Raw genomic sequence first — 21,275 nt, 5'->3', positions numbered from 1 at the left:
GAATGGGTTCGGTTCGCGTAGCCATCGTCGGCGTGGGCAACTGCGCCGCATCGCTGGTGCAGGGCGTCGAGTACTACAAGGACGCCGACCCGGCGTCCAAGGTCCCCGGCCTGATGCACGTGCAGTTCGGCGACTACCACGTCAAGGACGTGGAGTTCGTCGCTGCGTTCGACGTGGACGCCAAGAAGGTCGGCCTTGACCTGGCGGACGCCATCGGCGCCTCCGAGAACAACACCATCAAGATCTGCGACGTGCCCAGCACCGGTGTCACCGTCCAGCGCGGCCACACCCTCGATGGTCTCGGCAAGTACTACCGCCTGACCATCGAGGAGTCCGAGGCCGAGCCGGTCGACGTCGTCCAGATCCTCAAGGACAAGCAGGTCGACGTCCTCGTCTGCTACCTGCCCGTCGGTTCTGAGGACGCGGCGAAGTTCTATGCCCAGTGCGCCATCGACGCCAAGGTCGCCTTCGTCAACGCCCTTCCGGTCTTCATCGCCGGCACCAAGGAGTGGGCCGACAAGTTCACCGAGGCCGGTGTGCCGATCGTCGGTGACGACATCAAGTCGCAGGTCGGCGCGACCATCACGCACCGCGTCATGGCGAAGCTGTTCGAGGACCGGGGCGTCATCCTGGACCGCACGATGCAGCTGAACGTCGGCGGCAACATGGACTTCAAGAACATGCTGGAGCGTGAGCGTCTGGAGTCCAAGAAGATCTCCAAGACGCAGGCCGTCACCTCCCAGATCCCCGACCGGGACCTCGGTGAGAAGAACGTCCACATCGGCCCGTCCGACTACGTCGCCTGGCTCGACGACCGCAAGTGGGCCTACGTCCGCCTGGAAGGCCGCGCCTTCGGTGACGTCCCGCTGAACCTGGAGTACAAGCTCGAGGTCTGGGACTCCCCGAACTCGGCCGGTGTGATCATCGACGCCCTCCGCGCCGCGAAGATCGCCAAGGACCGCGGCATCGGCGGCCCGATCCTCTCCGCGTCCAGCTACTTCATGAAGTCCCCGCCGGTCCAGTACTTCGACGACGAGGCCCGCGAGAACGTCGAGAAGTTCATCCGCGGCGACGTCGAGCGCTGACCCGGAACACCGCCGGGCACTGAAGCTCCACAGCTCAAGCTCGCAAAAAACGCTCCTGCCAGGGCTCAGAAGGGTCCCCGGGTCATTCGATCCGGGGACCCTTCTCCTGTGCGGGGCCCCATATGTGAGGCTGTGCCCCATGCCCGTCGTCCGCGACCTGCGTGTCCTGCTGCGCCTGCGGAACTTCCGCCGTCTCCTCCTCATACGCCTGCTCTCCCAGGGAGCCGACGGCGTCTACCAGATCGCCCTCGCCGCCTACGTCGTCTTCTCCCCGGAGAAGCAGACCTCACCGGCCGCGATCGCCTCGGCCATGGCCGTCCTGCTCCTCCCGTACTCCCTCGTGGGCCCCTTCGCCGGCGTCCTGCTGGATCGCTGGCGCCGCCGCCAGATCTTCCTCTACGGCAATCTGGTGCGTGCCCTGCTGGCGGCGGCCACCGCGGTCCTCATGGTCAGCCAAGTCCCCGACTGGCTCTTCTACGCCTCCGCCCTGTGTGTCACGGCCGTCAACCGCTTCGTCCTCTCCGGCCTGTCCGCCGCGCTGCCACGGGTGGTCGACACCGACCGGCTGGTGCTCGCCAACTCCCTCTCCCCGACCGCCGGCACTCTGGCCGCGACCGCCGGCGGCGGCCTTGCTTTCGCCGTACGGCTGGTGGCCTCCGATTCCGATGCCGCGGTGGTATTGCTGGGCGCCACGTTGTACCTGGGCGCGGCGTTCGCCTCTCTGGCCATGGCCCCCGACCTCCTCGGCCCGGACCGGCATCCGACTCAGCCGAGCCTGGGCGCGGCCGTGATCACCACGGCACGCGACCTGCTGGAGGCGATCCGGCATCTCGGCGCACCGGGCCGCCGTGAGGCGGCCTGGGCTCTGGTCAGCATGACGGCGATGCGCTTCTGCTACGGCGCACTGCTCGTCCTGGTGCTGATGCTCTGCCGATACACCCTCTCCTCGGACCCGGACGACGGACTCGGCTTGCTGGGGCTGGCCCTGGGCGTCTCCGGCGCGGGTTTCTTCGCCGCCGCCGTGGTGACGCCATGGGCCGCGGGGCGGCTCGGCCCCGGCCGCTGGATCGTCGTATGCGCTGCGTCGGCCGCCGTGCTGGAGCCCGCCCTGGGCCTCCCGTTCACGACCGTCCCCATGCTCGTCGCCGCCTTCGTCCTGGGGCTCATCACCCAGGGCGCGAAGATCGCCACGGACACCCTCGTCCAGTCGTCCGTCGACGACGGCTTCCGCGGCCGGATCTTCTCCGTCTACGACGTGCTCTTCAACGTCGCCTTTGTCGGGGCAGCCGCGGTAGCCGCGCTGATGCTTCCGCCGGACGGCCGCTCCGCGACGCTCGTCATCACGGTCGCCCTCGTCTACGCAGTGGTTGCTGCGGCCATGACCCGCTTCGAGCGCGACCGCCGGCCGCAGTAGGATCACGCAGCTCCACAGTGAAGAGTGAAGAGGGGCGATGTTTCACGTGAAACATCGCCCCTCGTTGCGTCACAGCGGGGTCATGTTTCACGTGAAACATGACCCCGCTGTACCCCCTCAGCCTTGCGCGGCCCACCACTCCTTGAGCGCGGTCACCGCTGCGTCGTGCCCCATAGGCCCGTTCTCCAGCCGAAGCTCCAGCATGTGCTTGTACGCCTTACCGACCTCCGGACCGGGGCGGATACCCAGGATCTCCATGATCTGGTTGCCGTCGAGGTCCGGACGGATCGCGTCGAGTTCCTCTTTCTCCTGAAGTTCGGCGATGCGCTGTTCCAGGCCGTCGTACGCACGGGAGAGAGCCGCGGCCCTCCGCTTGTTGCGGGTGGTGCAGTCGGACCGGGTGAGCTTGTGCAGGCGGTTCAGCAGCGGGCCCGCGTCGCGGACGTAGCGGCGGACCGCCGAGTCCGTCCACTCCCCGGTTCCGTAGCCGTGGAAGCGCAGATGGAGTTCGACCAGCTGCGAGACATCCTTCACCAGTTCGTTGGAGTACTTCAGGGCCGTCATGCGCTTCTTGGTCATCTTCGCCCCGACCACCTCGTGGTGGTGGAACGAGACCCTGCCGTCGCTCTCGAAGCGACGCGTGCGCGGCTTGCCGATGTCGTGCATCAGGGCGGCGAGCCGGAGGGTCAGGTCGGGGCCGTTCTCCTCCAGCGCCATGGCCTGTTCCAGGACGATCAGCGTGTGGTCGTAGACGTCCTTGTGCCGGTGGTGCTCGTCACGCTCCAGGCGCAGTGCGGGCAGCTCGGGCAGGACGTGGTCGGCGAGACCGGTGTCGACGAGCAGGGTCAGCCCCTTGCGGGGGTGGGCCGAGAGGATCAGTTTGTTGAGCTCGTCCCGGACCCGCTCGGCCGAGACGATCTCCAGACGGCCGGCCATGTCCTTCATCGCCGCGACGACCTCGGGGGCCACCTCGAAGTCGAGCTGCGCGGCGAAGCGGGCGGCCCGCATCATCCGCAGCGGATCGTCCGAGAAGGACTCCTCGGGCGTCCCCGGGGTGCGCAGCACGCGCAGTGCGAGGTCTTCCAGACCGCCGTGGGGGTCGATGAACTCCTTCTGCGGCAGCGCCACCGCCATCGCGTTGACCGTGAAGTCACGGCGGACGAGGTCCTCCTCGATGGAGTCCCCGTACGACACCTCGGGCTTGCGCGAGGTGCGGTCGTAGGCCTCGGAGCGGTAGGTGGTGACCTCGATCTGGTAACCCTGCTTCTGCGCACCGACCGTGCCGAAGGCGATCCCGACCTCCCAGACGGCGTCCGCCCAGGGCCGGACGATCTTCAGTACGTCCTCGGGACGGGCGTCGGTCGTGAAGTCCAGGTCGTTGCCGAGCCTGCCCAGCAACGCGTCCCGAACCGAGCCGCCGACCAGGGCGAGGGAGAACCCGGCCTCCTCGAATCGGCGGGCGAGGTCGTCAGCGACCGGCGCCACCCGCAGCAGTTCGCTCACCGCGCGCTGCTGCGCCTGGCTCAGGACAGTGGGAGTGTCTTCATTGGCGTTCGGCACAACAGAACAGGGTACGTGCCCCAGCCGGTCCGAAGCGCCGCCATATTCCGGCAGCGCCCCGTGTGAAGCCTCCCTGTGCGGAGAGTGGGACACCTCACTCCGTACCCGCACAAGCACAGCTTTCGCCGCTTAAACGAGTCTCACGGCGATACTGGATATAGGGGACGGTCCGCTCTCCTCTCCCGATCTTGTGAGGCAGACCGCGGCACTTCCGTTCAGCGCACCTCGTTACCATGCGTGGACGCACATTCCGACGACCACTGACGACGACGAGGGACGGACGAGCGCGTGGCCGAGGCGGCAGACATCCAGGGGACGCCCTCACCTGCCCGCCGCTGGTTGCGGCGCACCGGGGCACTGCTCGCGGGTGCGCCCCTGCTGGCCGGACTGATGCAGTTGCCCGCGGCGGTACCGGCACAGGCTGCCGGGTCGGACACCGTGTCCGTCGCCCTGGACTCCCTGAGCCCCAGCGCCCCCACGGACGGGGACACGCTGACGGTCTCCGGCACGGTGACCAACAACGGCAAGCAGGCCGTCTCGGACGCCCACGTGGACCTGCGGACGGGCGCCCTGCTCAGCACGCGCTCGGAGATCGACACGGCCGCCCGGCACTCCGACGACCTCCAGTCGGCCCTGGGCACCGAGGTCGGCGACAAGTACACCGAGGACTTCGACTCGCTCCCGCCAGGGGTCGCCGAGCACTTCAGCATCTCCGTGCCGGTCGACAAGCTGGACCTCGGCCAGGACGGCGTGTACCAGTTCGGCGTCTCGGTCTCCGGCAAGACCTCCGCGCAGCAGTGGGACCAGGTCCTCGGCATCCGGCGGACGTTCCTGCCGTGGCAGTCCTCCGAGGCCGACACGAAGACGAAGACGACGTACCTCTGGCCGCTGATCTCCACCGTCCACGTGACGGCGAAGACGGGCGCCGGCGAACTGCAGACGCCGGTCTTCCAGAACGACGACCTCGCCAAGGAGATCGCGCCCGGTGGCCGGCTGGCCCAGATGCTGGCGCTCGGCAAGGACCTCGACGTGACCTGGGTCATCGATCCGGACCTGCTGGCCTCCGTGGACGCGATGACGCGCAACTACCGGCTCCAGGGCGCCGGCGACACCACCACCGCCGGCACCCATCAGGCGGTGGCCAAGCAGTTCCTGGCCGACCTGCAGGACGCCGTGGCGGACAAGGAGGTGGTGGCCCTCCCCTTCGCCGACCCGGACCTGGCCTCCCTCGCCCACAACGGCACCAGCGTGACCGGCTCGCTGAGCCACCTCAAGGACGCCACAGAGGTCGCCTCCACCACCGTGAAGACGGTGCTCCATGTCACACCGAACACCGACTTCGCATGGCCCGTGAACGGCGCCGTCGACCCCTCGATCATCAAGGTCGCCACCTCGGCCGGTGCCGACAAGGTGATCGCCCGCAGCGACAGCCTCCAGGAGACCGGCGGGCTGACGTACACGCCGTCGGCAGCGCGTCCGATCGGAGGCGGCACGACGGCCGTGGTCGCCGACGCGCGGCTGTCCACGGCGTTCCAGGGCGATCTCACGGATGCCGACTCGTCGACGCTCGCGGTGCAGCAGTTCCTCGCCCAGAGCCTGGCGCTGAACACCCAGACCGGACAACAGCGCAGTATCGTCATCGCGCCGCAGCGAATGCCGTCGACCAGCCAGGCCGAGGCGATGGCGACGGCGATCACCGCACTGCAGGACAGCAACTGGTCGCAGTCCCAGGATCTGGAGGCGGCCGCCAAGGCCAAGCCCGATCCCGGCGCGACCACCAAGATCCCCTCGTCGTCCGCGTACCCCTCCGCGCTGCGCAGGCAGGAGCTGCCCCGGACGGCCTTCGAGCAGATCGCCCGCACGCAGGACAAGCTCGACAACTTCCAGGTGATCCTCACCGACGAGTCCCGGGTGGTGACCCCCTTCGGGCGGGCCATAAACCGCGAGATGACCACGTCGTGGCGGGGCCGCGGCAGTGAGGCGGACAGCTTCCGCACGAGCGTGGAGTCCTGGCTCGACGACCTCACCAGCCAGGTCAAGCTGATCGACAAGTCCGAGACCAAGCTCTCCGGCCGCAGCGCCACCATCCCGGTGACCGTCCAGAACAACCTGGTACAGGGTGTCGACCACCTCGTGCTGCGGCTCACCTCGACCATGCCGACCCGGCTGGAGATCGGCGGCAAGCCCTACTACGAGCAGCAGGTCGAGGTCTCCGGCGGCCACAGCCAGTCCGTGAAGTTCTCCACCTCGGCCAACGCCAACGGCCGGGTCGAGGTCACCGCCCAGCTCTACACCGAGGACGGGCAGGAGTACGGCGCGCCCGTCAGGTTCGACGTGAAGGTCACCGAGGTCACCCCGACGGTGATGCTGGTCATCGGCGGCGGCGTGCTGCTGCTGGTGCTCGCCGGCTTCCGGATGTACACCCAGCGCAAGCGGGCGGCCGCCCGGCGGGCCGAAGAGGACGGCCCCGACGCGGAGGGCAAGGGCACTCCGGAGACCCCCGGCGACCCGGAGGCTCCCGGCACCTCGCAGGCCGCGAACCCAGGGGACACCGAGGACGCAGACGGTCCGGGGAACCCCGCCGCCCGTGAGGATCGTCTCCAGGAGGAATCCGTCGCCCGGCCCCGGGAAGACGACCCGGAGCAGCCGAGTGACCCGACACCGGACACCGCCCCGGAAAGCGCCGACCCGTCCGAGACGGGTGAGAGAGTGGACCGTTGAGCGATGTCGTGGCCGGTGGGCCCGGGACGATGAGGTGGGGTAACCATGAACGCGCCGTACAACGGTGAAAGCGGCCAGGGCGCGGCCGGTTCGGGCTACCCCGAACCGCCGCCGGAGCCCGGCCAGGTCCCGCCGCAGCACGCGGCTGACATGTACCTCCAGGACGCCTACGACCAGGACCCCTACCGGGCACGCGACCTCTCCGCCCAGGACCCGGTCGCCGAGGCACTCTACGACCGTGCTGCGCACCCCCCGCCGGCTCCGGGCAGCTACCCGCAGCAGCCCCTGTACGGCCAGCCCCCCCAGTCGCCCTACGCCCCCGACCCGCAGGTGTGGGCCCAGACCCCGGCGCCGGAACCGGACAGCCCGAGCCAGTACCTGCCGTACGGCGACAACCCGCGCACGACCCAGTACGTGGGCGTGGACGACCTGGTCTCGCACTCCGGTGAGGAGCGTCACGAGCCGGACGCCTTCGCGCATCTCTTCCGCGATCAGCAGCAGAGCGGCTACCGGGACCCGCAGCAGGGCGGCGGCCAGCGGCCGCCGGAGCCCCCGTCGGTACCGGGTCCGACGGCCGCCCCGGGAGGGCCCGCCCAGGTGCCGCCGTACCAGGCACCGACGCCACCGGCCGCTCCGACGGCCGCGGTCGACCAGACCCTGAACCTCGGTGCCGTACCCGCCGCGGCCCCGCCGCCCGCCCCCGCGAAGAAGGGCGGAAAGGCCGCGGGCCTGCTCAAGTCGAGCGCCGTCATGGCGGCGGGCACGATGGTCTCCCGCCTCACCGGCTTCGTCCGCTCCGCACTGATCGTCTCCGCGTTGGGCGTCGGCCTGCTCGGCGACACCTTCCAGGTCGCCTACCAGCTGCCGACGATGATCTACATCCTGACCGTCGGCGGCGGCCTCAACTCCGTCTTCGTGCCGCAGCTGGTGCGAGCCATGAAGGAGGACGACGACGGCGGTGAGGCCTTCGCCAACCGCCTGCTGACCCTCGTCATGGTGGCGCTGGGACTGCTCACCGCGGCCACCATCGCGGCCGCGCCCCTCCTCATCCGCCTGCTGTCCGACTCGGTCGCCAGCGACCCGGCGGCCAACCAGGTCGGCATCACCTTCGTCCGCTACTTCCTGCCCTCGATCTTCTTCATGGGCATCCACGTGGTGATGGGTCAGATCCTCAACGCGCGCGGCAAGTTCGGCGCGATGATGTGGACCCCCGTCCTCAACAACATCGTCATCATCGTCACCCTCGGCCTGTTCATCTGGGTCTACGGCACCGCCGCACACTCCGGCATGAAGGTCACGAACATTCCGCCGGAGGGCCAGCGGCTGCTCGGCCTCGGCGTGCTGCTCGGCCTCGTGGTCCAGGCCCTGGCGATGATCCCCTACCTGCGCGAGACCGGGTTCCGGCTGCGGCTGCGCTTCGACTGGCGGGGCCACGGCCTCGGCAAGGCCGCGACCCTCGCCAAGTGGACCGTGCTGTTCGTCCTCGCCAACCAGGCGGGCGCGCTCGTCGTCTCCCAGCTGTCGACCTCGGCCGGCAAGAGCTCCCCGATCGACGGCACCGGCTTCGCCGCCTACGCCAACGCCCAGCTGATCTGGGGCCTGCCGCAGGCCATCATCACCGTCTCCCTGATGGCCGCCCTGCTGCCGCGGATCTCCCGCTCGGCCGCTGAGAACGACACGGGCGCCGTCCGCGACGACATCTCGCAGGGCCTCAGGACGACCGCCGTCGCGATCGTCCCCATCTCCTTCGGCTTCCTGGCCCTCGGCGTGCCGATGTGCACCCTGATCTTCGGCTCCTCGGGCATCAGCGAAGCCACCAACATGGGATTCATGCTGATGGCCTTCGCCCTCGGCCTGATCCCCTACTCGGTGCAGTACGTCGTTCTGCGCGCCTTCTACGCCTACGAAGACACCCGCACCCCCTTCTACAACACGGTCATCGTCGCGGCGGTCAACGCAGGTGCCTCGGTCGCCTGTTACGTGCTGCTCCCGGCCCGCTGGGCGGTGGCCGGCATGGCGGCCTCCTACGGCCTGGCCTACGCGATCGGCGTCGGAGTGGCCTGGCGGCGGCTGCGCAAGCGGCTCGGCGGCGACCTGGACGGCTCCCGCGTCACCCGCACCTATGCCAGGCTCTGCATCGCGTCCGTACCGGCCGCGCTGCTCAGTGGTGCGGCCTGCTACGGCATCGGCCACACCCTGGGCCAGGGCGTGATCGGTTCCTTCGCCTCGCTGCTGGCCGGCGGGGCGGTCCTGCTCGGCGTCTTCTACGTCGCCGCGCGCCGCATGCGCATCGAGGAGCTCAACTCCCTCGTGGGTATGGTGCGCGGGCGTCTGGGTCGCTGAGACGGGGGTAAGCGCACAACCATCGTTCGCCGCCGCGTGTCGTGCATAGCGGGGGACTGTGGGCACAATTGGTTTCGGCGTCGGACAGCGTGCAACGGATGGGGAGGCAGGGACGACGGTGGCGGAACGGAGCACGGCTGCCGTCGACGTGGCAGACAACAGCGGTGACAAGCCGCTGACCGCCAAGGCGGACCAGTCCACGGCCGACGGGGTGGCCAAGAACCCGGAGCGGGACACGGACAGCGACGAAGCACAGGGAAACGGCATGGCCGCGGGTGCTGAGAAGCAGGCCGCGCCCCCCGAACTGCACAGCGGGCACAAGCTCGCCAGACGCTACCGTCTTGAGGAGTGCGTCACCCGTCTGGACGGATTCAGCAGTTGGCGTGCGGTCGACGAGAAACTTCGCCGTGCCGTAGGCGTCCACATCCTGCCCTCCGACCATCCGCGGACCCGCGCGGTGCTGGCCGCCGCCCGGTCCGCCGCGCTGCTCGGCGATCCGCGCTTCGTCCAGGTCCTGGACGCCGTCGAGGAGAACGACCTCGTCTACGTCGTCCACGAGTGGCTGCCGGACGCCACCGAACTGACCCCGCTGCTCGCGGCCGGACCACTGGAGCCGCACGACGCCTACCAGATGGTCAGTCAGGTCGCCTCCGCCATGGCGGCCGCGCATCGCGAGGGACTGGCTCATCTCCGCCTGAACCCGAACGCCGTGCTGCGCACCTCCACCGGGCAGTGGCGCATCCGCGGCCTCGCGGTGAACGCGGCCCTGCGCGGTATCAGTTCCGACACCCCCCAGCGCACCGACACCGAGGCGATCGGCGCACTGCTGTACGCGGCGCTGACCCAGCGCTGGCCGTACGAGAGCGACGCCTACGGGCTGGCCGGGCTGCCCAAGGACGTCGGCCTGATCGCACCCGACCAGGTGCGTGCCGGTGTCCACCGCGGCCTGTCCGAGCTCGCCATGCGGGCCCTCGTCAACGACGGCGCCACCGCCTCCCGCCACGAGTCCGCGTGCACCACGCCGGAGGAGCTGGTGAAGGCGATCGGCGAGATGCCCCGCGTCCGCCCGCCGGAGCCCGCGTTCACCGCACCGCCCGAGTACCAGCGCACCACGTACCAGCAGGGCACCTACGGCCGCTCCACGCCGCCCGGCGCGACGCCGGTCATCCAGGCCCCGCCGCCCCCGCTGCAGAGCCGCACCGGCAAGGCGCTGAAGTGGGCCGTCTCGGCTCTCCTCATCGCCGCCCTGGGCCTCGGCAGCTGGCAGCTCGCGGACGCCCTGATGCACCAGGGCGACAAGTCCGGCGGTGACACCACCAACACCCAGACGACGGACGACGGCGACAAGAACACCGCCAGCCCGGCGGCCGCCGCCGCGATAAAGATCCACGACGCGCAGGAGTACGTCGCCAAGGGCGATGCCCAGCATCCGAACGACGTCAGCAAGACGTACGACGGCAGCACCTCGACCTACTGGAGGACGAACACCTTCCTGAGCGGGCCGGAGCTGGCTCCGTACAAGCCGGGCGTGGGAATCGTCTACGACCTGGGCTCCGCCAAGGAACTCGCCACGGGAACCGTCTCCCTTCGCTACTCTGGCGATCACACAACGGTCGCGTTGTACGCCGCCGACTCGCTGAGCCCGGGGTCGATCAGCTCGATGACGAAGATCGGCAGCGTCACCACCACCGGGAACACCGCCACGGTGAAGGTCAGCAAGAAGGTGAAGAGCCAGTTCGTGCTCATGTGGATCACCGCCGTGCCGAATTCCGGCGCGGATCCCGACGCGTACGCACAGGCCGGCTACAAGCAGGCCGTCACCGAGGTGAAGTTCACCGGCTGACGTCTCACCGGCGGCACCGAAGGCGGAGGGGGCAGATGACGGAGGGGGCCGGATACGGCGGAGTGAGCGACCAGGAGCTGCTCGCCCGCCACGTGGAAGGCGACCCCGATGCCTTCGGTGAGATCGTGCGGCGGCACCGGGACCGGCTCTGGGCGGTCGCCCTGCGGACCCTGGGGGACCGCGAGGAGGCCGCTGACGCCGTCCAGGACGCCCTCGTGTCCGCCTACAGGGCCGCCCACACCTTTCGGGGCCAGTCGGCCGTCACAACGTGGCTGCACCGGATCACGGTCAACGCCTGCCTCGACCGCGCCCGCAAGGCGGCCTCCCGCAAGACCGCCCCCGTCGACGACACCGAGCGGCTGGAGCAGCTGCTGGAGCCGCATGAATCGGCCTCCGCTCCGGCCGAGCGGAACGATCTGCATCGCCAGCTCCTCGAAGCCCTCGGCACCCTGCCCCACGATCAGCGGGCCGCCCTCGTCCTGGTCGACATGCAGGGCTATCCGGTCGCCGAGGCGGCCCGGATCCTCGATGTCCCCACCGGGACGGTGAAGAGCCGCTGCGCTCGCGGCAGAGCCAGACTCCTGCCGCTGCTCACCCATCTACGGCCGGAAAACACCGCCGACGAGAACGACCCGGCCCGGGCACGGAACCGGGCGGAGGGGACATCCGTCCCACCCGCAGCGGGGCCTCGGAACGAGGACCCACAGGACACCGGGCCGAGTGATTCAGCCGCAGTGAAGGGCGGAGGTGGGCGAGCGTGACGTCGACGACAGACACGGCCGGGCACCCGGACGTCGCGGAGATCTCCGACCTCACCGAGGGTCTGCTCCCACCCGCCCGGACGGAGGAAGTACGACAGCATCTGGACGGGTGCGACCTCTGCACCGACGTCCACGCCTCGCTGGAGGAGATCCGGGGCCTGCTGGGCGCACTACCGGATGCTCCGCAGATGCCGGCCGACGTCGCGGACCGCCTCGACGCCGCTCTCGCCGCCGAGGCTCTGCTCGACGCAGCAGCTCCCGTGACTCATGTTTCACGTGAAACATCGCCCCAAGAAACGTCGCCCCGAGAAACGTCGCCTCGCGAGACGTCGCCCGCGGGAGACCGCCCCGCCGGACGACCGAACGGCTCCGCGGGTCCCGGCCGCAAGGACCGCGGACGCGACCGCGGACGACGCCGCCGGACCATCGTCCTGGGCACTGTGCTGACTGCCGCCGTCCTGGGCGCCGGTTCGTTCTTCCTCCAGTCGCTCGGAGGCGACGGTACGACGACCGCGCAGGGCAAGCCGACCAGCTCTGCCGGGACCTTCTCCAAGAGCACTCTCCAGAGCCAGGTGCAGGATCTCCTCGGCCCCAGGACGAACACACCCCGCGGCTCTCAGAAGCCCTTCGGCATCGAGTCACAGCCCTCGGGAGCCGGCTCCACGGAAACCCCGTACACCACCCGGATCCAGCCCTCGGTGCCCGTTCCGACGTGTGTCCGTTCAGGTATCAGCCAGAACGGCGATGTCATCGGCGCGAAGCAGGGGACGTACGAGGGGAAGGACGCCTTCCTCGTCGTTCTCCCCGACGCCTCCGACGCCTCACGGGTCACGGCCTTCATCGTCGACGCCACCTGTGACGGCAAGGGCTCCGCCTCTCCCGGCAAGGTCCTGCTGACGGAGTCCCTGGCGCGTCCCTGAGCGTCCGCCGGCACGGCCCTCAGACGGAGAACGCATCTCTTGCTCCGGCGCGGAAATCCGTACGGTAGGGGATGCCCGTGTGCCCGGACACACCGGGAATGCGCGCCCCTTAGGATCCGTTGGGTGGGGTGAGAGCTTCTGAGGAGTTCCCACCGGTCGAATGACGTAGACCAGAGACGAGGAATCAAGCCGTGAGCGACGTCCGTAACGTGATCATCATCGGCTCCGGGCCCGCCGGCTACACGGCGGCGCTCTACACCGCGCGCGCGTCGCTGAAGCCCCTGGTGTTCGAGGGGGCCGTCACCGCGGGCGGTGCGCTCATGAACACCACCGAGGTGGAGAACTTCCCGGGCTTCCGCGACGGCATCATGGGCCCCGAGCTCATGGACAACATGCGGGCGCAGGCCGAGCGCTTCGGCGCCGAGCTGATTCCGGACGATGTCGTCTCGGTCGACCTGACCGGTGAGATCAAGACCGTCACTGACACCGCCGGCACGGTCCACAAGGCGAAGGCCGTCATCGTCACCACCGGTTCCCAGCACCGCAAGCTCGGTCTGCCGAACGAGGACGCCCTCTCCGGACGCGGCGTCTCCTGGTGTGCCACGTGTGACGGGTTCTTCTTCAAGGACCAGGACATCGCCGTGATCGGCGGCGGCGACACCGCGATGGAGGAGGCCACCTTCCTCTCCCGCTTCGCCAAGTCCGTGACGATCGTCCACCGCCGGGACACCCTGCGCGCCTCCAAGGCGATGCAGGAGCGGGCCTTCGCCGACCCGAAGATCAAGTTCGCCTGGGACAGCGAGATCGCCGAGGTGCAGGGCGACCAGAAGCTGGCCGGTCTGAAGCTGCGCAACGTCAAGACCGGTGAGCTCTCCGACCTGCCGGTGACCGGTCTGTTCATCGCGATCGGCCACGACCCGCGCACCGAGCTCTTCAAGGGCCAGCTGGACCTCGACGAGGAGGGCTACCTCAAGGTTGCCTCTCCTTCGACGCACACCAACGTGACGGGTGTCTTCGCCGCCGGTGACGTGGTGGACCACACCTACCGTCAGGCGATCACCGCGGCCGGTACCGGATGTTCCGCCGCTCTCGACGCCGAGCGTTTCCTCGCCGCCCTCGCGGACGAGGAGAAGGCCGAGCCCGAGAAGACCGCCGTCTGATCTTTCCTCTTCCGCCCCACCGCACGATCAAGTAAAGGAGCCCGCCGTGGCCGGCACCCTGAAGGCAGTAACCGACGCGACGTTCGACGAGGACGTCCTCAAGAGCGACAAGCCCGTCCTGGTGGACTTCTGGGCCGAGTGGTGCGGCCCGTGCCGCCAGATCGCCCCGTCGCTCGAGGCGATCGCCGCCGAGCACGGCGAGAAGATCGAGATCGTCAAGCTGAACATCGACGAGAACCCGGGCACGGCGGCCAAGTACGGCGTCATGTCGATCCCGACCCTGAACGTCTACCAGGGCGGCGAGGTCGCCAAGACCATCGTCGGTGCCAAGCCGAAGGCAGCGCTTCTCCGCGACCTCGAGGACTTCATCGCCGAGTGATGTTTCACGTGAAACACGAATGGGCCAACCCCTGGGGGTTGGCCCATTTGCTTTAGAGCGGCCGCAGCGCCGGCTCCTTCTGTACGGCCCCCAGAAGCCTGTCGAGCGCCAGCTCCACGTCTTCCTTCCAGGAGAGTGTCGTCCGCAGCTCCAGCCGCAACCGAGGATGCGCGGGGTGCTGTCGAACCGTCTTGAAGCCCACTGCCAGCAGATGATCGGCAGGGAGCAGGCAGGCCGGTTCCTTATAGCGGGCGTCACCGAACGCCTCGATCGCCTTGAAGTTCCGCCGCAGCAGATCCTTGGCGACCGTCTGCACCATCACACGTCCGAGCCCCTGTCCCTGATAGCCGGGCATGATGAAGCCGGTCATGAGCTGCACGGCGTCCGATGACACCGGGCTCGTCGGGAACGCTGTGGAGCGTGGGACGTAGGCGGGCGGAGCGTAGAGCACAAAGCCCACCGGAACGTCGTCGACATAGACCACTCGGCCGCACGACCCCCAGTCGAGGAGGACGGCGGAGATCCAGGATTCCTTCTCCTGCGCGGCTGTGCCCGCTCTCACCGCTGCTTCGCTGCTGACGGGGTCCAGTTCCCAGAAGACACACGAGCGACAGCGCTGGGGAAGGTCCTGAAGGTTGTCCAGCGTGAGCGGTACGAGCCGACGCCCCATGAAGGCTGTTCCTCGCTTCCTTCGCCCGCGGCGTCGCGAGCGGCTGTCAGAGCACTGCGTTCCCTGAGCAGACTGCCGAAGAATCCGACGGTCGCGCCCAGTCCCAGACCCGCGCTCACCAGTCCGGTGCGGCTCATCGATCGCATGGCCCCGCCTCTCCGAGGTGCTGCCAGCTGCCAGGTGGATGCGCCATACCGAACGCATCGTATCCACACAGCGTTTCCATCGATACCGCCAGAAAGCAAAGAGCGGACCGTGTTCCAGCACATCGGACACGATCCGCTCTCTGGCGACAGGACGCCGGCCGGGCGGGAGCCACCCGGGACGATCAGTCCTCGGGCTCCTCGGGGGCCGAGGAATCGCCGTCGTGGAGGCCTTGGTGCAGGACCGGCCCTTCGCCCGGGGCAAGGGTGCCGAGGATCCGCTCAAGGTCTTCCATGGAGGCAAACTCGACGGTGATCTTTCCCTTCTTCTGGCCCAGGTCGACCTTCACCCGCGTCTCGAAGCGGTCCGAGAGCCGGGTCGCGAGGTCGGTCAGGGCCGGGGAGACCCGAGCACCGGCCCGCGGTCCCTTGGCGCGTGTCGCCGTTTGGGGCCGCGAACCCATGAGGGTCACGATCTCCTCGACGGCCCGTACCGAGAGGCCCTCGGCGACGATCCGGTGGGCCAGCCGGTCCTGCTCCTCCGAGTCGTCGACGGAGAGCAACGCCCGGGCGTGCCCGGCCGACAGAACTCCGGCGGCCACCCGGCGCTGGACCGCCGGGGAGAGCTTCAGCAAGCGCAGAGTGTTGGAGACCTGCGGGCGGGAGCGACCGATACGGTCGGCCAGCTGGTCATGCGTGCAGTTGAAGTCCTTCAGCAGCTGGTCGTAGGCGGCGGCCTCTTCCAGCGGGTTCAGCTGAGCACGGTGCAGGTTCTCCAGCAACGCGTCCAGGAGGAGCTTCTCGTCGTCCGTCGCTCGGACGATCGCCGGGATCGCCTCCAGGCCGGCCTCACGGCAGGCCCGCCAGCGCCGCTCGCCCATGATGAGTTCGTAGCGGGAAGGGCCCAGCTGCCGTACCACGACGGGCTGGAGAAGGCCGACCTCCTGGATGGAGGTGACCAGCTCCTGGAGAGCGTCCTCGTCGAAGACCTCACGCGGCTGACGCGGGTTCGGCGTGATGTCGTCGAGAGGGATCTCCGCGAAGTGGGCGCCCATCGGAGGAGCAGGCGTCTCCGTGCCTCCCCCTCCGTCCCCGAACACCGAGGGTTCCTCGGTTTCATGTGAAACAGCCGGCAGTGTCGTCACCTTGGCCGCGGCGACGCCACGGTCGGTCGTCAGCAGCGGAGCCGCAGCGGGAGACGGAACTGCCGCTCCCCCCACGGCCGTCTGAGCCGGGGTCTTCTCGGTCGGGGCAGCTGGGATCAGTGCACCGAGACCACGACCCAGCCCCCTCCGTCGCTCGCTCACTGGATGCCCTCCACCATGCTCGGGTTGGTCTGAGCGCCGATATGGGCCTGCGTCGGGTCGTAGCTGACCCCGATGCCCTTCAGCGCGATTTCTCGGGCCGCCTCAAGGTACGAGAGGGCACCGCTCGATCCAGGATCGTAGGTCAGTACCGTCTGCCCGTAGCTCGGCGCCTCGGAGATACGGACCGAGCGGGGAATGCTCGTCCGCAGCACCTCGTCGCCGAAGTGGCTGCGCACCTCGTCCGCGACCTGGGAGGCGAGACGCGTCCGGCCGTCGTACATGGTGAGCAGGATGGTCGACACGTGCAGGTTGGGGTTGAGGTGCCCCCGTACCAGGTCGACGTTGCGCAGTAGCTGACCCAGGCCCTCCAGCGCGTAGTACTCGCACTGGATCGGGATGAGCACCTCGGCGCCCGCGACGAGCGCGTTGACCGTCAGCAGGCCGAGCGAGGGCGGGCAGTCGATGAGGATGTAGTCCAAGGGCTGCTCATACGCCTGGATCGCCCGCTGCAGCCGGCTCTCCCGCGCCACCAGGGACACCAGCTCGATCTCCGCACCGGCGAGATCGATCGTGGCGGGGGCACAGAAGAGACCTTCGACGTCCACCACCGGCTGGACGACCTCGGCCAGCGGCTTGCTCTCGACCAACACATCGTAGATGGACGGGACTTCGGCGTGATGGTCGATCCCCAGCGCAGTGGACGCATTGCCCTGTGGGTCGAGGTCGATCACCAGAACGCGGCCGCCGTGCAGGGCCAGGGACGCGGCAAGGTTGACGGTGGTCGTCGTCTTGCCCACGCCGCCCTTCTGGTTGGCGACCACGATGACTCTGGTCTGCTCCGGACGTGGCAGTCCTTCGCCGGCGCGGCCCAGAGCCTCCACCGCGAGTTGGGCAGCACGACCGATGGGAGTGTCGTCCATCGGAGGCGGTGTTTCACGTGAAACATCCGCCCCCATCGACTCGGTACGGGGACCGGGGACCGGATCGGTCATCGGTCCCGCGATGTTGGCGTCGGACCGCAAGGATTCACTCTCCTCGACTTCAGGCTCGCAATGAACAGAGCCTCCCATGTCTTCGGGGTCGTGAACCAGTGAGGCCTGGTGTTCTGTGGAGAAATCCACCTCTGTGGACAACTCCGCGCCCCGCAGGGAGGACGGAGCGTCACCAGAGGCTCCCTCTCTGAGGGATCCGAGGGGCTTTCGGTCGCGCGGTTCGGCCGCGGCGCGGCCCCGGCCGATGATGCCGTGTAGCAGTGAGCGACGTTTCACGTGAAACACGATGCACAGCGAGCAGTACCGAAAAGCCGCGACACTCCGTCATGCGTAGGTTTGGCAGCTTGTGTGGAGTACGTCTGGTCGTCAGGACGGATCAGCGGCGCCTACGTGCCCTCCCCGTCCGGGCCGCCTTAGCCCGCTTGGCCGCGAAGCGCACACCGCCCGGGCTCTCCCCGACCTCCACACGGACGACCGTGGACGGCGGATCCACCACGCCCTCACCCACATGCAGGATGGACGTGGCCACCGCACCGAGCTTGGTCAGCGCGGTGGCCGCGGCCTTCAGCTCCTCCTCCGCCGTGTCTCCCTTGAGGGCGAGCATCTCGCCGTAGGGGCGCAGCAGGGGGACGCCCCAGGTGGCCAGCCGGTCCAGCGGGGCCACGGCACGAGCCGTCACCACGTGCACCGGGGGCAGCTTCCCCATGACCTCCTCGGCACGGCCGCGCACCACGGTCACATGGTCCAGGCCGAGCAGCTCGACGACCTCGGTCAGGAAGTTGGTTCGTCGCAGCAGAGGTTCCAGCAGAGTGATGTTGAGGTCCTCCCGGACCAGCGCCAGTGGAATGCCCGGCAGACCGGCTCCGGAACCCACGTCGCACACCGTCACCCCCTCGGGGACGGCCTCCGAGAGCACCGCGCAGTTCAGCAGGTGCCGCTCCCACAGACGGGGCACTTCCCGTGGGCCGATCAGACCACGCTGCACGCCTGCCTCGGCGAGCAGTTCCGCGTAGCGGACCGCATCGGCGAAGCGCTCGCCGAACACTTCCCGCGCCTGCTCGGGCGCCGGGGGGAGCTCCGCAGCCTCCGTCACGGGGACCGTCCTTCCGTACCGCGCCGGCGCTCCGCGCACCGGCCATCAGAACTACCAGGCTGACAAAGTTCGGCCCCGCCTGCTCAACAGACGGGGCCGGTCATGCGGGGGACCGCTCAGGCGGGCAGCACGACGACGAACCGCTGCGGCTCCTCGCCCTCCGACTCGCTGCGCAGCCCGGCGGACTTGACCGCGTCGTGCACGACCTTGCGCTCGAACGGGGTCATCGGCTTGAGCTTCACGGGTTCGCCGGTGCTCTTGACCTCGGCGGCGGCCTTGGCACCCAGCTCTGAGAGCTCGGCACGCTTCTTGGCGCGGTAGCCCGCGATGTCGAGCATCAGCCGGCTGCGGTCACCGGTCTCCCGGTGCACGGCCAGACGGGTCAGCTCCTGGAGCGCCTCCAGCACCTCGCCGTCGCGGCCGACCAGCTTCTGCAGGTCACGGCCGCCCGAGTCGCTGATGATCGACACGGAGGCGCGGTCTGCCTCGACATCCATGTCGATGTCGCCGTCGAGGTCGGCGATGTCCAGCAGACCTTCGAGATAGTCCGCCGCGATCTCGCCCTCCTGCTCCAGGCGGGTCAGGGTGTCTGCACCCTCGGCAGCGGCGGAGGTGGTGCCTTCCGTCACGGGATGGGCTCCTTCTTACTTCTTGGACGGGGACTTGGGGCGCTGCGGACCGCCCTTGCGCTGACCGGACTGGGCCCTGCTGCGGCCGTTCGAGCCGCTCTTCGGGGCCTGCTTGGCGGCCGGCTTGGCGTCCTGCGGCTCGTCGGACTTCTCCAGCGAGGTCGTCTTGCCCTCCGAAGCCGACGGGCCCGTGGAGGCCGACGCGTCCGAGGCAACCGACGCGTCCGAGGCAACCGAGGCGGAGTCGCCGGCCGCCTTCGCCGCGCCGGACTGCCGCTGGGCCTTGGTCTGACGCTTGGGCTGCTGGCGCCTGGCGGCGCCGGTGGTCGTGACGCCGTCCTCGGTCTGCGCGACGGCCTGAGCCTCGCCCTTCACCACGGTGCCGTCGGCCTGGGCCACGAGGCCCGCCTTGGTCAGCGCGTTGATGAACGAGCGCTCGAACTCGTTGCGGTCCCGGCCCTTGGCGACGATCGCCTTGACGATGGTCTTCTCGCTGCGCCGACGGGTCTTGCCGTGGTGCGTGACGTGCTTGGTGAGGCGCTCCAGGTAGGCGGCCTGGGCCTTGGAACCTGGGGTCGGGTTGTTGCGGATGACGTACATCTGCTGGCCCATGGTCCACACGTTGGTGGTCAGCCAGTAGACGAGGACACCGACCGGGAAGTTGATGCCGAAGACGGCGAACATGACCGGGAAGACGTACATCAGCATCTTCTGCTGCTGCATGAACGGCGTCTTCACCGTGGTGTCGACGTTCTTCGTCATCAGCTGGCGCTGCGTGTAGAACTGCGACGCCGACATCAGGACGATCATGACCGCAGTGACGACCCGGACGTCCGTGAGGGAGGCACCGAGCGCCTCCACCTTCGAGGAACCGTCCGTGAACTTCGCGGCGAGCGGTGCCCCGAAGATGTGTGCCTTACGGGCGCTGTTGAGCAGCGACTCGTTGATGACGCCGATCGTCGAGCCCGTCGCGATGCCGTTGAGCACGTGGTACAGGGCGAAGAAGAACGGGGACTGCGCCAGGATGGGAAGGCACGAGGAGAGCGGGTTGGTACCCGACTCCTTGTACAGCTTCATCATCTCTTCGGACTGACGCTGCTTGTCGTTCTTGTAGCGCTCCTGGATCTTCTTCATCTCGGGCTGGAGCGTCTGCATGGCCCGGGTCGCCTTGATCTGCTTCACGAAGAGCGGGATCAGGCAGATGCGGATCAGGATCACCAGGGACACGATGGACAAGCCCCAGGCCCAGCCCGTGTCGGGACCGAAGATCTTCCCGTACACCGAGTGGAACTGGACGATGACCCATGAGACGGGTGTCGTGATGAAGCTGAACAGGCTGGCAATCGTGTCCACTAATCATGCTCCTTGGGCATGGGACGAAGTCTCTGCGGCCGGGCTCGAAGGAAGCTCGGAGGGAGTCTTCTCCTCGGTGGCCGGTTCGGCGGCGGAGGGCCCGCCCCTGCGTGCACGCCAGGCGTCACGCAGCATTTCGTGCCACCGCGGGCGCTTGCGCGGCGGAACATGGTCCACACCGCCCAGCGACCACGGATTGCACCGCAGGATGCGCCAGGCCGTGAGTGCCGTGCCCTTGATCGCACCGTGCCGGTCGATGGCCGTGTAGCCGTAGTGGGAGCACGACGGGTAGTACTTGCACACCGGCCCCAGCAGCGGACTGATCGTCCACTGGTACAGCTTGATCAGAGCCAGTAGCGGGTACTTCATCGCGCGCCCCCTCCCAGCAGCCGCTCGATGGCGGCATCCAGGTCTCGGGCCAGCTGTGCATGGTCGGCGTCGCCCGCTCCGGGCAGCGCTCGTACGACTACCAGGCTACCGGGGGGGAACAGGGCGATTCGCTCACGCATCAGATGGCGCAGTCTGCGCTTCACTGTGTTGCGCACAACGGCACCACCCACGGCCTTGCTCACGACGAAACCCGCACGCGTCGGGGGAGCGCTCTCCCCAGGCGCGTGCGGGTCCGTGGCACCGCTACGAAGGTGGACGACGAGGGACGGGCGGCCTGCCCGGCGCCCCCGTCGTACCGCGGTCGCGAAGTCCTCGCGCCGCCTCAGCCGATGCTCGGTAGGCAGCACGACGTCATGACCTGATCGGGATCAGGCGGACAGGCTGGCGCGACCCTTGGCACGACGGTTCGCGAGAATCGCGCGGCCGGCACGGGTGCGCATCCGCAGGCGGAAGCCGTGGGTCTTCGCGCGACGACGGTTGTTCGGCTGGAAGGTGCGCTTGCTCACTCGGGG

The 21,275-nt window shown here is 68.8% G+C and carries 19 protein-coding genes; 9 read left to right on the top strand and 10 right to left on the bottom strand.

All coding sequences use genetic code 11. The features are described 5' to 3' along the window. Positions 1-2 precede the first annotated feature (2 nt). Positions 3-1,085, top strand: a complete 1,083-nt coding sequence (locus ACZ63F_RS28080; RefSeq protein ID WP_469714832.1) for an inositol-3-phosphate synthase — start codon at positions 3-5, stop codon at positions 1,083-1,085. A 139-nt stretch (positions 1,086-1,224) separates the two neighbouring features. Next, positions 1,225-2,499 (top strand): MFS transporter, encoded by a 1,275-nt coding sequence (locus tag ACZ63F_RS28075; RefSeq protein WP_469714830.1) that lies wholly within the window; start codon positions 1,225-1,227, stop codon positions 2,497-2,499. A 117-nt stretch (positions 2,500-2,616) separates the two neighbouring features. Here ACZ63F_RS28075 and ACZ63F_RS28070 read toward each other — a convergent pair whose 3' ends face one another. Continuing rightward, a complete protein-coding gene (locus ACZ63F_RS28070) occupies positions 2,617-4,059 on the bottom strand; it encodes a CCA tRNA nucleotidyltransferase (RefSeq protein ID WP_469714828.1) in 1,443 nt (480 codons plus the stop codon). Positions 4,060-4,347: 288 nt separating this feature from the next. Between ACZ63F_RS28070 and ACZ63F_RS28065 the strand changes: the two genes are divergently transcribed. The 7 genes from ACZ63F_RS28065 to trxA all read left to right on the top strand — a co-directional run bounded on the left by ACZ63F_RS28065 (position 4,348) and on the right by trxA (position 14,186). Beyond that, positions 4,348-6,780 carry a DUF6049 family protein gene (locus ACZ63F_RS28065; protein WP_469714826.1) on the top strand — a complete coding sequence of 811 codons (2,433 nt, stop codon included), beginning with the start codon at positions 4,348-4,350 and terminating at the stop codon, positions 6,778-6,780. 45 nt (positions 6,781-6,825) lie between these two features. Next, positions 6,826-9,123: a murein biosynthesis integral membrane protein MurJ gene (murJ, locus tag ACZ63F_RS28060; protein ID WP_469714824.1), complete on the top strand. Its 2,298-nt coding sequence runs from the start codon at positions 6,826-6,828 to the stop codon at positions 9,121-9,123. Positions 9,124-9,241: 118 nt separating this feature from the next. After that, positions 9,242-10,966, top strand: a complete 1,725-nt coding sequence (locus ACZ63F_RS28055) for a protein kinase family protein (RefSeq protein ID WP_469714822.1) — start codon at positions 9,242-9,244, stop codon at positions 10,964-10,966. A gap of 35 nt (positions 10,967-11,001) precedes the next feature. Then, positions 11,002-11,727: an RNA polymerase sigma factor SigM gene (gene sigM, locus ACZ63F_RS28050; RefSeq protein WP_469714820.1), complete on the top strand. Its 726-nt coding sequence runs from the start codon at positions 11,002-11,004 to the stop codon at positions 11,725-11,727. Next, positions 11,724-12,647: an anti-sigma factor family protein gene (locus tag ACZ63F_RS28045; protein ID WP_469714817.1), complete on the top strand. Its 924-nt coding sequence runs from the start codon at positions 11,724-11,726 to the stop codon at positions 12,645-12,647. The genes sigM and ACZ63F_RS28045 overlap by 4 nt, the downstream gene beginning before the upstream one ends. Positions 12,648-12,838: 191 nt before the next feature. Continuing rightward, complete coding sequence (trxB, locus tag ACZ63F_RS28040; RefSeq protein ID WP_469714815.1) at positions 12,839-13,807, top strand: thioredoxin-disulfide reductase; 969 nt, start codon at positions 12,839-12,841, stop codon at positions 13,805-13,807. A gap of 46 nt (positions 13,808-13,853) precedes the next feature. Beyond that, a complete protein-coding gene (gene trxA, locus ACZ63F_RS28035) occupies positions 13,854-14,186 on the top strand; it encodes a thioredoxin (protein ID WP_351956824.1) in 333 nt (110 codons plus the stop codon). 52 nt (positions 14,187-14,238) lie between these two features. On the opposite strand, the gene ACZ63F_RS28030 is transcribed toward trxA, so the two are convergent. The 9 genes from ACZ63F_RS28030 to rpmH form a co-directional block, all read right to left on the bottom strand. Beyond that, entirely contained in the window at positions 14,239-14,856 is a 618-nt protein-coding gene (locus ACZ63F_RS28030; RefSeq protein WP_469714813.1) for a GNAT family N-acetyltransferase, read from the bottom strand. A gap of 328 nt (positions 14,857-15,184) precedes the next feature. After that, a complete protein-coding gene (locus ACZ63F_RS28025; RefSeq protein WP_469714811.1) occupies positions 15,185-16,306 on the bottom strand; it encodes a ParB/RepB/Spo0J family partition protein in 1,122 nt (373 codons plus the stop codon). After that, complete coding sequence (locus ACZ63F_RS28020) at positions 16,303-17,376, bottom strand: ParA family protein (RefSeq protein WP_352355881.1); 1,074 nt, start codon at positions 17,374-17,376, stop codon at positions 16,303-16,305. Before ACZ63F_RS28020 ends, ACZ63F_RS28025 begins: the two co-directional genes overlap by 4 nt. 298 nt (positions 17,377-17,674) lie before the next feature. After that, complete coding sequence (gene rsmG / locus ACZ63F_RS28015; RefSeq protein ID WP_469714809.1) at positions 17,675-18,391, bottom strand: 16S rRNA (guanine(527)-N(7))-methyltransferase RsmG; 717 nt, start codon at positions 18,389-18,391, stop codon at positions 17,675-17,677. Positions 18,392-18,507: 116 nt separating this feature from the next. Then, positions 18,508-19,020 carry a Jag family protein gene (locus ACZ63F_RS28010; RefSeq protein ID WP_294009301.1) on the bottom strand — a complete coding sequence of 171 codons (513 nt, stop codon included), beginning with the start codon at positions 19,018-19,020 and terminating at the stop codon, positions 18,508-18,510. 15 nt (positions 19,021-19,035) lie between these two features. Then, positions 19,036-20,373, bottom strand: a complete 1,338-nt coding sequence (yidC, locus tag ACZ63F_RS28005) for a membrane protein insertase YidC (protein WP_469714807.1) — start codon at positions 20,371-20,373, stop codon at positions 19,036-19,038. A 3-nt stretch (positions 20,374-20,376) separates the two neighbouring features. Next, positions 20,377-20,742 carry a membrane protein insertion efficiency factor YidD gene (gene yidD / locus ACZ63F_RS28000; protein WP_294011403.1) on the bottom strand — a complete coding sequence of 122 codons (366 nt, stop codon included), beginning with the start codon at positions 20,740-20,742 and terminating at the stop codon, positions 20,377-20,379. Continuing rightward, positions 20,739-21,110, bottom strand: coding sequence for a ribonuclease P protein component (gene rnpA / locus ACZ63F_RS27995; protein WP_469714805.1), 372 nt, complete (start codon positions 21,108-21,110; stop codon positions 20,739-20,741). Before rnpA ends, yidD begins: the two co-directional genes overlap by 4 nt. Before the next feature lie 21 nt (positions 21,111-21,131). Then, entirely contained in the window at positions 21,132-21,269 is a 138-nt protein-coding gene (gene rpmH, locus ACZ63F_RS27990; protein ID WP_015659252.1) for a 50S ribosomal protein L34, read from the bottom strand. Between the last annotated feature and the right edge of the window lie 6 nt (positions 21,270-21,275).

The organism is Streptomyces sp. NPDC104761 (genome assembly GCF_055583445.1).
The sequence above is the reverse complement of the archived record's forward strand: the minus strand, read 5'-3'. Positions and strand labels throughout refer to the sequence as shown.

Excerpts from the sequence above, each read along its gene's own strand:
- murJ (WP_469714824.1), top strand. The coding sequence starts at position 6,826 with ATGAACGCGCCGTACAACGGTGAAAGCGGCCAGGGCGCGGCCGGTTCG.
- ACZ63F_RS28080 (WP_469714832.1), top strand. The coding sequence starts at position 3 with ATGGGTTCGGTTCGCGTAGCCATCGTCGGCGTGGGCAACTGCGCCGCA.
- ACZ63F_RS28020 (WP_352355881.1), bottom strand. The coding sequence starts at position 17,376 with ATGGGAGGCTCTGTTCATTGCGAGCCTGAAGTCGAGGAGAGTGAATCC.
- ACZ63F_RS28075 (WP_469714830.1), top strand. The coding sequence starts at position 1,225 with ATGCCCGTCGTCCGCGACCTGCGTGTCCTGCTGCGCCTGCGGAACTTC.
- sigM (WP_469714820.1), top strand. The coding sequence starts at position 11,002 with ATGACGGAGGGGGCCGGATACGGCGGAGTGAGCGACCAGGAGCTGCTC.
- ACZ63F_RS28030 (WP_469714813.1), bottom strand. The coding sequence starts at position 14,856 with ATGGGGCGTCGGCTCGTACCGCTCACGCTGGACAACCTTCAGGACCTT.
- yidD (WP_294011403.1), bottom strand. The coding sequence starts at position 20,742 with ATGAAGTACCCGCTACTGGCTCTGATCAAGCTGTACCAGTGGACGATC.